The 10,866-nt window shown below is 68.6% G+C and carries 13 protein-coding genes; 7 read left to right on the forward strand and 6 right to left on the reverse strand.

The features are described 5' to 3' along the window. Nucleotides 1–58 precede the first annotated feature (58 nt). Nucleotides 59–922 carry a LysR family transcriptional regulator gene (locus SJY07_RS25760; protein ID WP_380162803.1) on the reverse strand — a complete coding sequence of 288 codons (864 nt, stop codon included), beginning with the start codon at nucleotides 920–922 and terminating at the stop codon, nucleotides 59–61. Nucleotides 923–994: 72 nt separating this feature from the next. Here SJY07_RS25760 and SJY07_RS25765 point away from each other — a divergent pair, with 72 nt between their 5' ends. The 5 genes from SJY07_RS25765 (at nucleotide 995) to SJY07_RS25785 (ending at nucleotide 5,307) form a co-directional block, all read left to right on the forward strand. After that, complete coding sequence (locus SJY07_RS25765) at nucleotides 995–2,380, forward strand: MFS transporter (protein WP_380162805.1); 1,386 nt, start codon at nucleotides 995–997, stop codon at nucleotides 2,378–2,380. Between the two features lie 89 nt (nucleotides 2,381–2,469). Beyond that, entirely contained in the window at nucleotides 2,470–3,852 is a 1,383-nt protein-coding gene (locus SJY07_RS25770) for an ISL3 family transposase (RefSeq protein ID WP_380162807.1), read from the forward strand. 82 nt (nucleotides 3,853–3,934) lie between these two features. Next, nucleotides 3,935–4,459 (forward strand): GNAT family N-acetyltransferase, encoded by a 525-nt coding sequence (locus SJY07_RS25775; protein WP_380162809.1) that lies wholly within the window; start codon nucleotides 3,935–3,937, stop codon nucleotides 4,457–4,459. Between the two features lie 54 nt (nucleotides 4,460–4,513). After that, a complete protein-coding gene (locus tag SJY07_RS25780) occupies nucleotides 4,514–4,834 on the forward strand; it encodes an NAD-dependent epimerase/dehydratase family protein (RefSeq protein ID WP_380162812.1) in 321 nt (106 codons plus the stop codon). Next, nucleotides 4,804–5,307 carry an NAD-dependent epimerase/dehydratase family protein gene (locus tag SJY07_RS25785; RefSeq protein WP_380162814.1) on the forward strand — a complete coding sequence of 168 codons (504 nt, stop codon included), beginning with the start codon at nucleotides 4,804–4,806 and terminating at the stop codon, nucleotides 5,305–5,307. Before SJY07_RS25780 ends, SJY07_RS25785 begins: the two co-directional genes overlap by 31 nt. Nucleotides 5,308–5,349: 42 nt before the next feature. Here the strand turns inward: SJY07_RS25785 and SJY07_RS25790 are convergent, their stop codons facing one another. Beyond that, complete coding sequence (locus SJY07_RS25790) at nucleotides 5,350–5,481, reverse strand: hypothetical protein (protein WP_380162816.1); 132 nt, start codon at nucleotides 5,479–5,481, stop codon at nucleotides 5,350–5,352. Between SJY07_RS25790 and SJY07_RS25795 the strand changes: the two genes are divergently transcribed. Then, on the forward strand, nucleotides 5,474–5,746 hold the full coding sequence (locus SJY07_RS25795) for a transposase (RefSeq protein WP_380162835.1): 273 nt from the start codon (nucleotides 5,474–5,476) through the stop codon (nucleotides 5,744–5,746). The two genes, SJY07_RS25790 and SJY07_RS25795, sit on opposite strands and share 8 nt — an antisense overlap. Nucleotides 5,747–6,141: 395 nt before the next feature. Here the strand turns inward: SJY07_RS25795 and SJY07_RS25800 are convergent, their stop codons facing one another. From SJY07_RS25800 to SJY07_RS25815, 4 genes are all read right to left on the reverse strand, one after another. Continuing rightward, nucleotides 6,142–6,813: a GNAT family N-acetyltransferase gene (locus SJY07_RS25800; protein WP_380162818.1), complete on the reverse strand. Its 672-nt coding sequence runs from the start codon at nucleotides 6,811–6,813 to the stop codon at nucleotides 6,142–6,144. Next, nucleotides 6,810–8,075, reverse strand: a complete 1,266-nt coding sequence (locus SJY07_RS25805; protein ID WP_380162820.1) for an IS110 family transposase — start codon at nucleotides 8,073–8,075, stop codon at nucleotides 6,810–6,812. Before SJY07_RS25805 ends, SJY07_RS25800 begins: the two co-directional genes overlap by 4 nt. Before the next feature lie 413 nt (nucleotides 8,076–8,488). Beyond that, nucleotides 8,489–9,343, reverse strand: coding sequence for a VanZ family protein (locus SJY07_RS25810; RefSeq protein WP_380162822.1), 855 nt, complete (start codon nucleotides 9,341–9,343; stop codon nucleotides 8,489–8,491). Nucleotides 9,344–9,663: 320 nt separating this feature from the next. Further along, complete coding sequence (locus SJY07_RS25815) at nucleotides 9,664–10,185, reverse strand: NUDIX hydrolase (RefSeq protein WP_380162824.1); 522 nt, start codon at nucleotides 10,183–10,185, stop codon at nucleotides 9,664–9,666. A gap of 170 nt (nucleotides 10,186–10,355) precedes the next feature. Here SJY07_RS25815 and SJY07_RS25820 point away from each other — a divergent pair, with 170 nt between their 5' ends. After that, complete coding sequence (locus SJY07_RS25820; protein WP_380162826.1) at nucleotides 10,356–10,778, forward strand: DUF402 domain-containing protein; 423 nt, start codon at nucleotides 10,356–10,358, stop codon at nucleotides 10,776–10,778. Nucleotides 10,779–10,866 lie beyond the last annotated feature (88 nt).

Raw genomic sequence — 10,866 nt, forward strand, 5'->3', positions numbered from 1 at the left:
TCGGATCTGTGGATGGGAAGACAGCCCTGACCTGGCACGTGAGCTTGGGAGGGGGCGGTCAAGCAGCGCCGAGGATGCGCTCTGCGATGCGCGGCAAGGCTTGCGCCAGCACCGACGGCTGAGGGGGTCTGCTGAACAGCGACAGCGTCACCTGGCCGGACACGGGTGAGGAGACGATCCGGTCACCGGGGGCGGCGTACCAGCGAGCGGCCAGCTCAGGCACCAGGGCAGGGCAGTGCAGGTGGCGGGCGACGCGCAACGTTGCCTCGATCGTTGCCCCTGGGCGCGGGATTGCACCGAGGTCGGACAGGCGCTGGTGAACGGATCGACCGGCGAGATCGATCGTGTTGTAGAGAACTGGTCGGCCGGTAAAGGGGCGCCGTTTCACGCCCAGCGCGTCAGCGCTTTCAGGCAGGACGACGACCAGCGGGGCAACGCCGATGACGGAGTGCTGCAACCCGCGGGGGGTCACCGTCTGCTCGCCAATGGTGATGATCGCCGCGTCCAGGGATCCTTCGTGGACCAACTGCAGCAGCACGGGTCCGTGGTCGACTTCTGGTCGCACGGTGATCTCGGCCAGTTCGATGTCCAATGCGGTGAAGACCATGGGGCTCAGGGCTTGGATGGTGCCCACCGCGAGGGAGGGGGCATCGACGGCGGCCAGGACGTGGTCGGGCAGGGCGTCCAGGTCGGCTAGCAGGCGGGCGGCGTGGCGGGCCAGTTCTCGACCAGCCGGAGTCGCGCGGGCGCCGGTGGTGTCGCGGTCGAACAGTTGGGTGCCGAGTCGGCGTTCCAGAGCTGCCAGCCGGCGACTGGCGGAGGGCTGGGCGATGAGCAGCTCCTTAGCTGCTGCCCCCAGAGATCCGTGCCGAGCCGTGGCTTCGATCAGTTGCAGATCATCCACCGTCAAGCGTGAGGTCATGTCGACAGCGTATGAGCTTTCGGCGCTACTGGCTCTCTACCTGCGTCGCCGGCTTCGCTGGAGCATCGTGGGGTGCGCCGATCCCTGCTGACCTTGACTGCGATCACGTTCGTGACCTGGATCGGTGCGCGCATGAGCGCGGTGGCCCTCCCGCTGGTGGCGTTGGAGCAGACGGGTCAGGTGTGGACGATGGGGTTGGTCGGGGGGATGGCGGGGTTGCCGCTGCTGAGCGTCGGCTGGTGGGGGCGGGGCCTGCGCGAGCGGCTCACCGACGGCAGGCAACTTGCTGCGGTCATGCTGCTGCAGGCGGGTGGACTTGCCGTCGTACCGGTAGCGGGGCTGGCGGGTTTCACGGGAGGGGCCGGCACGGTGGTGCTGTGTGCGTCGGGACTGTTCACCGGGATCGCGGCGGCGCTGCTGGGTCCCGCCGAACGTGCGCTGGTCTCGGACCTGAGCGAGGCCGGCGACCTTCCCGGAACGGCCTCGGGGGCGGTTTCGACGGCGCCGCGGTGGTTGGCGTGGCAGGACCTGGCGCACCGGGTTTCGATGATTTTTGCACCGCCCGCGGGGGCCTGGCTGGTCGTGGTCTGGGGAGCGCAGCCGTTGCTGTGGTGCGAGGCCGCCGTCGTCACGGCAGCAGCCGTGGCGATGCTCACGGTGGAGACCCCCGCTCGCCCCGCGCTGGCAGCTGCTCGCGGAAGTGATCCCAGCGGTGACCTCCTGGGTGAGTCGTCTGTCTTGGCCGGTCCCGTCTCGACGGTGGACACCGAGGGAGAGGCCGGCACTGGAGCACTGGTGTCGGCGACACCTTCGATGAGGTCGGTGTTGCGCGCTCACCCGCAGATCGCCGCGGGAGTCGTCATGGCCGGTGTGGGCGGGGTGTGCTGGTTCGGATTCAGCCTGGGCCTGGCGGTCCTCGGCGTGGAACTCGCCATGCCGGGGGAGCTGATCGCTGCGGGCATGAGCGGTTACGGCGCGGCTTCGGTGCTCACATCGCTGCTCGTTCCGTTGGTGATCACCCGCCTGCCTCGCGGGCGCACGATGGTGACTTCCTGGGTTGTGCTCGGGCTGACCTTCATCGCGCTGCCCGTCGCGGCGCCGAGCCTGGTGGCGATAGCTGCGGTGTCCGCCGTCGGTGGCGCGGCGATGCCGTGGGGCATCGCCGCCCTGAACGCGCTGATCAGCGAGCAGACGAGCGGCGCGCAACGCCGTGCTGCGTTCACCGCGGAGACGATCCTGCACTCGGGGGGTGCATCCTTAGGACTTCTGGTCGGCGGGGCGATCATCGGCTGGGTCGGTGCCGAGCCGGTCCTGGTCGTCACCGGTCTGGCGCAGATACTCGCTGGCGGTGCCGGAGTTCTCTGGAGCAACCAGCACGTCGCCAAGAGCGCCGTCAGCAGCGGTAGCACTCCCGGCGAGTCGCGATTGCGCAGCTCCAGCACACGCTCCGCGCCCTGATGTTAGGGAAAACATCAACGTGGTGGCTTGCGCAGACCGAACCAGAAACACCGGGTTCGTCGCGTCCTCACCGCTCGGCGGCCTGAGCGATGCGTAGATTCGAAGTTGGCCACTCATCCTGCGCCGGCGTCCGCTTCTGCGACGTCGCCGATGACCTTCTCGGTGTCGATGGTCTCCACCTGATCCATGTCGAACGCTTGGGCGTTAACACCGCGCCCAACGCTGAACACCCGCGTGGGCTGCTACGCCTGAGCGTGGAGACTAACCGCCCAGATCCGGTCGCCTGCCAGGTTTGCGGTGTCCTCGCCGCCGACCACGGCCGGCGTGAACACCGCCTTGCCGACGCGCCCTGCTTCGCCACCCCGGTGCAGCTGATCTGGCGCAAAAGACGCTGGCGGTGTCGCGAACCACGCTGCCCCACCGGCGTCTGGTCCGAGGAGCACCCCGCGCTGCCAGCGCGGGCGAAGCTCACCACTCGGGCTGTGACCTGGGCGATTCAGACGCTGCGCTGGGACGACTCCACCGTCTCCGCCCTCGCCCGCCAGCTCGGCGTCGACTGGCACGCCCTGATGAACGCGATACGCGCCCGCGCTCACGAGTACCTCGACGAAAAGCAAGTCCTCTCCGCCCGGCTGGGCGGGGTCGACACCCTCGGCGTCGACGAGCACATCTGGAAACCCTCCGCCCGGCACCGCGACCGGGCCGTCACCTCCATCGTCGACCTCACCCGCGACGAGCATGGCCACGTCCACGCTCGCCTGCTCGACGTCACCCTCGGACGTTCCGGACCGGTCTACGCTACCTGGATCCGCGCCCAGACCCGCGAGTTCATCGACGGCATCACCCATGCCGCCCTCGACCCGTTCCGCGGCTACGCCAACGCCATCCGCACCGAACTCCCCGACGACACGGTGACAGTGCTGGACGCCTTCCATGTTGTGAAGCTCGCCTCCACGGCCATGGACGAGGTCCGCCGACGCGTCCAACAGGCCACGCTAGGTCGGCGCGGACACCGCAACGACCCGCTCTACCGGATCCGCCGGCTACTGACCACGGCCCGGGAGAATCTCACCGACCGCGGCCGGACCCGGCTGGAAACTGCGCTGCAGACCGGTGATCCCGGCTTGGAGGTCACCGTGGCCTGGCACGCCTACCAGGACCTGCGCTCGATGTTCCACGCCCCAAGTCCGGCCGCAGGTCGGGCCATCGCGAAGCGGGTACTCGACAGCTTCCACCGTTGTCCGATCCCAGAGATCGCCAGGCTGGGGCGGACGCTGCGGTCCTGGCGGACCGAGGTGCTGGCCTACTTCGACGACGACCCAGCCCGGTACGGCATCAGCAACGGCGGCACTGAGGCCATCAACCTCATCATCGAAAAGACCCGCCGACTGGCTCATGGGTTCCGGAACTTCGCGAACTACCGGATCCGCATCCTGCTCGCCGCCGACGGGACCCGTCCGTGGCGACGGTAGGTCGAGAGGGCCTGGTCCGTCCCACACCCGATCACCTGTCGAGACGCGTTCGGTGGTCGCGGGGGTAAGGCAGAATCTGTCTGTGCAACGTGAACCGGTGGGCGCGTCGAGCGCGACCAGGCCCTTCTCCATGACGCTTGTCGATCCGACGTCTTCAGCCGGGCGCGCGATCGTTCGACGCTTCTTCACGGACATCGTCGGACGGTACTGGGGTCGGGAAGCGACCGACGTCGAGGTCGAGCAGGCGATGCTTGATGAGCCCAGCGACGATCTCAGAGGAGATTCCGGCTTCCTCGTCATCGTCCGGAATGGAGAGCGGGTCGTCGGGTGCGGGGGTGCGAAGATCGTCGAGCCGGGGATCGCTGAGTTGACTCGGGTGTTCGTCGATGCCTCTGCTCGTGGACGCGGCGCCGGGAAGGCGTTGGTGAGCGAGATCGAAACCCTGAGCGCCCGTCGCGGCGTCCATACCCTCCGGTTGACGGTGCGGGATGATCTCGCCGAGGCTCACCGGCTGTATCGCCAGCTCGGCTACGAGCCCGCTTCACCGTTCTCGACGTCGCCTCACGCCGACCATCAACTCGCGAAGATGCTGCTGGAACCCCGGTAGCGGATCGGCTATCGGACGGTCGGGAGAAGGCAGCCCGGCCAGTACGATCGCACGATGTCGAGTATCGCTGGAAGCCGTTGGGTCATCACCGGTGCTGCTGGGAACATCGGGGCCGCGCTCCGTTCGGCACTGCTGGAGCGGCATGCGGTGCTCGTGTCCACCGACATCCGTCCGATCACCCCGAGCACCCCGCAGGAGTCCGTCGCAGAGGTTGACCTTGCCGATCTGGAGGCCCTGACGGAACTCTTCGCCGGAGCGGACGGTGTGGTCCATCTCGGCGGGATCGCCGACGAGGCTGACTTCCACGACCTGGCCGAGGCGCCAACATCATCGGGACCTACCACGTGCTCGAGGCCGCACGGCGGGCCGGGGTGAGCCGGGTCGTGTACGCCAGCAGCAACCGTCTGACGGGCTCGTACACCGCGGGTGACCACGTGGTGTCCGACATGCCGCCGCGCCCCGACGGCTTCTACGGGGTGTCGAAGGTCGCGGGGGAAGCACTCTGCCGACTGTACGCGGACAAGTTTCAGATCAGCACCATCTCGTTGCGCATCGGCAGTTACGAGGAGCAGCCGTCATCCGCTCGCGAGCAGCGGACGTGGCTCAGTCCCGCGGACGCGATCCGCGCCTTCGTTGCGGCGATGACGACCACGGAACACGCCGCAGTGTTCTACGCCGTCTCCGCGAACACTGATGGCTGGTGGGACCTCCAGGCCGGGGAGGCTGTTGGCTACTTTCCCCAGGACGACGCGACTGCAGGGAGCACTCGGGAGTTCATCGATCCAAACGTGCCCCAGGGCGGGATGTACGCCGCACACGCGTATTCGACAGACCGCATGCGCCGATAGCCAATCGGCTCTCGGGATGACCGCCCGATCGTGGGGCAGGGCTCAGGTCAGATGCTGGGCGAGGGTCGCGCCGGAGGGACTGATCCGCAGCTCGGCGAGGGTGCCGTTGACCGAAGCCAGCTGCGGGGAGACGTGATCACAGTCCACGTCGAGGTCACCCAGCACGCTGCGCACCGCGGCTGCGGGCCGGGTTAGCGCTGTGCGGGTGCTGCAATCCCTTTGCCGCTGCCCGATCCTGGAGATCGCCCGCCTCGGGCAAGGCCTACGCCCGTGGCGGGCGGAGGTGCTGGCTCACTTCGACACCGGCGGCATCAGTAACGGCGGGGCCGAGGCCATCGACCTCATGATCGAGAAACTCCGCCGCTTCACGTGCGGGTTCAGGAGCTTCGGCAACTTCCGCATCCGCATACTGCTCGCCGCTGACGGCACCCGACCCTAACGACGACGACGCGGGTCAGGGTGGGCTACCCATCCACAGATCCGAAGAGCCCTCAATCCGCTCCTACCCAACGCATCCCCTGAACTAGGCAAACTTCAGCTCCAAGTAACGAGCTTGCCGTCGTAGGAGTCGTAGTCGACGACGGTAGGGGCGGATCCGGCGGTATCGGCTGGTCTGGAATCGGCACCGGTGGGAGCGGCGGCTTCAGCGACGGCGGCGGGTGCAGCGGCGGAGACGGTGGCGGCGGTGGCAGCTGCTGATCGACTGGAGCTGGCCCTTGCTGCAGGCGTAGGACCCGCACACGTGTGCCGTTGCGGCGTCGACCCCACGACGACGGCAGGACCCTTGGGCGTCGATGTCCACGACAGCGGCATGACCGTGACGTCGGGGTGAGCTCAGCGCCGCTCGTCGACCGAAAACTTGAACCCGCGGTGAGACCCGGTGAAGCCGAGCCGTTGGTAGAAGCGGTGAGCGTCCTTGCGGGCCTCGTCAGAGGTCAGTTGGACGAGCGAAGCGCCCGCTGCGGGTGCCGCGGTGTCGGTGACCCACTGCATCATCGCTGCTCCGATGCCGCTGGAGCGGTGGTCGCTGCCTACCCGCACCGCTTCGACCTGCAGGCGGGCGGCGCCGCGGCGCGCCATCCCGGGGATGCGGGTCAGCTGCATCGTGCCCACAGCCTCGCCGGAACCGTTGACCACGACGAGGACCTCGTTGGAGGGGTCGGCGATCAGCTCGACGAGCGCGGATCGATAGGCCGCCGAATCGGCTTCGTCGGCGCGGTCTCCCCGGGCGGCGCTGACGGGGTCGTCTGAGAGCAGCTTCATGATCACGGCCAGGTCGTCCACGACCGCTCGCCGCAGGATGACGTCCTGCGTCCTGGTGTGGAGGGTGACTGGAAGGGCGAGGGCAGCGATCACCTGATCAGCCTTCCATCGCCTGCGGCTGCATCTTCTGTCGGGCGACTCCGCTGGCCGCGCCAGCTGGTCCCGATAGCTGCATGCGATCGCGGAGCCGACGGGATGACCGTGCGCTTCGCGCGCACCGCGGGATGAGTAGCCCTGTGTCAAGCGGCCGCCGCGAGGACGGTCTGCAGAGCCCGGTGTTGGGTGGGGTCGTAGGCGACGCAGTCCTGCCAACAACGCCAAATGACGTGCAGCCAGGCCCGAGCCAGGATGCGGGTGGCGTGGGGGTGGTCGCAGCCGCGGGCCCGTGCCTTGCGGTAAAGATCAGCAGCCCAGGCGTTGGCGTGGTGGGAGTCGCCAGCGAAGTCGGTGACGGCCCCGCGCAGTTCCTTGTCGACGGCCCAGCGGAAGCTGACGATCTTGACCTTGCCGGACTGCCGCGTCGAGGGGGTCGCCCCGGCGAGGCTGGTCAGCGACTCCGGGGTGGGGTAGCGACCGCGGCAGTCGCCGATCTCAGCGAGTAGTCGGGCAGCGCGGACGATCCCGGCCTTGGGCAAGGAGGTGAACACGACCGCGTCAGGGTGGGCAAGTAGTTGGGTCTCGATCTGCTCTTCCAACGCCTTGATCTGCGCCCGTAGGGCGGTCAGGCCGGTGACGAAGGCGGCGGTGACGTGGGCGCGGGTCTCGGCCTGGTCCCCGACGGTTCCGCGGGTCGCCGCGGCCAGGTGGGTGTGGAGTTGTTCGGCGCGAGCGGGGTGGGGGTAGTGCTGGGTGCGCAGCCAGTTCTCCAGCCGTTTCGGGGTCAGCCAGTCGACCTTGGCCTGGGTGGGGAAGCGGGTCAGGAAGGCCAGAGTGATGGCGGAGTCGATGTCGCGGAACAGCTTGATCGCGCCGGGCAGTGCGTGTTCCAGTTGCGCGCGTAGCTGATTGGCCATCGCGATGCGGGCCGCAACGAGGTCCTTGCGGGCACGGACCGTCATGCGCAAAGTGACCGTGGCGGGTGAGTCTGGGGTGAGGGGGTGCAGCCTGCGGCGGTCGGTGCGCAAGGTGTCGGCCAGGACGTAGGCGTCGAAGTGGTCGTCCTTGTTGCCGGCGGCGCCGTAGCGCTGGCGGAGGTTCTTCACTTGGTTCGAGGCGATGACGAAGACGGCGAACCCAGCCTGCAGGAGAGCGTCGACGACGGGTCCGTCGCCGCGTTCGATGGCGACCTCGTGAACTCCGGTGCGGGTCAGCACTCGGATCATCCGCGCGAGGCCGTCAGTGGTGTGCTCGACCATCTCGCGGACGGTCTGGACGCCGTGGGCGTCGACGACGGCGATGGCGTGGTCGGTGCTGGCCCAGTCGATGCCTGCGGTGGGTGCCGCGGTCGGTGCGGGCGCACCGGGGATTACCTCTGTACGAGTTCGGTGGATTTGTTCGACACTCATGGTGTCCTCCTTGCTGTTGGAGCAGCAGGTGGGCACCCGGTTGGTCTCAGGACGTGGAAGCCGGTCGCTCACTGATCGGCGCTCGATGGCGCGTAGCCCTGTCGCCAGTCACTCCCGTCCTGAGGCCACCGGACCCCGCGTTACTCATCCAGGACCTCGACGGTCAGCGGAAGCTGGGCGGTGATCCGGTGGTGTCCAGGTGCACCAGCAACCCTTTGCTGCTGGCACCAGACACGGTGCCGCAGGAGACCTACTGGCAGGAAGAGTCTGCGCAGTGAGCGTGAGGTGCGCGGTCCGGTGGCTCCGTGACGGCTGCCTGGTCGGCCCTGGGCCATCGATACCGTGATGACCACTTCGTTGCCGCCTGCTGACCGGTGCACCTGGCCGCGACGTCCTCGGGAACGTGCAGGTGATCAGTCACCTCCGGGCAGGGACGCCGTCCACACCCGCAGGTCCGCACCCTCCACCGCGTAGGTCCGCACGGGGTTCCCGCGCCCGTCGGGGGCCTGCGCAGCACCGGGTGGGGCGACGCCGACCTCCACCCCGCCGCCGCCTTCCTCCTCGACCGCCGCCACGAGTCCCGGCTCGGTGTCGGGCGCCACCGAGGTCGAACCGAGCGCGGCACCGGTGATGCACAACGAGCCGTCGGCGGCGGCGTAGGCGCTGACACCGCCGGGCAACTCGGTCGTCGCACCGGCGGGCGGTTGCTCACACGCGTCGACCGGGGGCGCGTACGGCGGTGTGGTCAGCGTGGAGATCGCCGCCCAGCCCACCAGGCCGGCGGCCAAGGTCCCCGCGACCAACCTGTGCAGCGGCAGCCGCCGACGGGGCTGGTGCGGGCGGCGGGTCAGGAGCAGGGCCGCGCCGGTCAGGGCCAGACCCAGCAGGCCCCCCACGGTGTTGTTGAGCAGGTCGTTGACGTCGAAGGCGCGCCACGCCCACCCCGCGGCCAGCGAGCCCAGCAGCTGCCCGGTCTCGATGATCAGCGTCACCCCCACGCACGCCAGCACCATCAGCTCGTAGCGCCACCGCACCACCAACGGCAGCAGGACTCCGAACGGCACCGTCATCAAGACGTTGCGCTGGGCTTCCCACCCACCGAGCAGGTCGGGTCGCGACAGGGACAGGTTGACCGCGACCTCCCCTTGCGTTCCGGGCGCAGGGGGCCCGGGGAGCGGCAGGAACGCCACCCCGGCGAGCACGAGCACGTACACGGCGAAGGCCACCACAGCCAGGCGGCGCGTCGAGGGGGAGCGCAGGTCGACCACGAGACGATCTTGGCGTCTCGTCGCCTAACCCGGTGACCCGCCCGATGCGCCGGTCCGTTCGGCTTGTCCGATGGACGATCGTGCGGCGCGCAGACCTCCCGCAGATCGCCACGACCGCGATGTCGCCGACCGCTGGCGACCACGCACAACGCGGGATGTCCGAGCGTTTAAGGGGCGGCGATGACGCGTGGTGACGTTGGGAATGCTGCTGCCCGTTCTTGCTCGTAGCAGGGTGATCGATCCGCTGACGTCGTGCGTGGGAACCAACTCACCCGACTTGTCGCAGAGACGCCAAGACCGGATCCTCGCTCCGTCTTTGCTCACCACACCCAGGGCAGGTGGACGATCCGATCCTGGACCTCTCCGGTCATCAGCCGGGGTAGTAGTTGCGGCAGCGAGGGTGGGTAGATCCGGTCATTGGTTTCGTCCAGGTCGGCGACGTTCCACCAGCAGAAGCCGTCGTGGGTGTGCTGTTCCTGATCGGTCTGCCCGGAGGTGTCGACCTGGTGGTGGTCGATGGTCAGTAGGAAGAAGTCGTCTCGGACCAGGCCGCTGATCCAGTCCGCCTCGGCGTGGCCGCTGGTGGTGGCCACTGGCTGCAGATCCTCCGCGGCGGCGATCAGGCCGGTCTCCTCATGCAGTTCTCGGACCGCGGCCTGGCGCACGGTCTCGCCGGGTTCAACGCCGCCGCCGGGGGTGTACCAGTCCACTCCGGCGCTCGGATCGTGGGGAATCCGGTGCACGCGCAGCAGCAGCACGCGGTGGTGGGCATCGAGCACGATCACCCGCGCGGTCCGGCGGGCGTAGACCGGTGCGGCGGTGCTGTCGTGATCGTGATCCACCCTCGCACCTTCTCAAGTGGGCTCAGCAGTTGACCAGTGCCCGGCTAGCGGCTCGCACTCTGCGGGATGACCGTGAGGTCGTCGGGGCATCTTGGCCCTACGGTCGTCCAATGATCACGGTGACCAAGCGCAAGCTGGACGGCGGGTACAGCTCGTGGTCGGCTGAGTGCGTGGCCGTCGACGTCCATGGCGGCTGGTACTTCTGCCCCCAAGGTGCGGTGCACACCGCGGCGGACGGTCCGTCGTTCACGCTGCCGTGCAACGGAGTGCAGCTGGTCGCCCCGGGTAGCGACTGGGTGGCGTGGTGGTGGGCGCAGCCGCGTTGGGTGAGCATCGACGTTTGCCGTCCCGTCGTGGTGACGTCGCAGTGCATCGACTACGTCGACCTGGAGGTCGATCTCGCATGGTCGCCCGGCGGGCCAGCCCACGTCGTGGACGAGGACGAGCTGGCTGCAGAGGTGGTAGCCGGGCACGTCGAACCGCCGGAGGCCCAGCAGGTGCTGGCCTTGGCCGCGAGCCTGCAGCAGCGTCTGCAGGGTGGGGATCCGTTGTTCGCTGAGGTGGGCTGGCGGTACTTGAGCGCCCTGGGGTGAGCATCGGCGCAGGGTGCGGGCGGTAGCCCCCATCGACATGTGCGTGACGTCGTCGACGTCCCGCACCGCGGGATGACCGTGAGGTCTC

Source organism: Kineococcus sp. R86509 (genome assembly GCF_042466365.1).
Taxonomy (GTDB): domain Bacteria; phylum Actinomycetota; class Actinomycetes; order Actinomycetales; family Kineococcaceae; genus Kineococcus.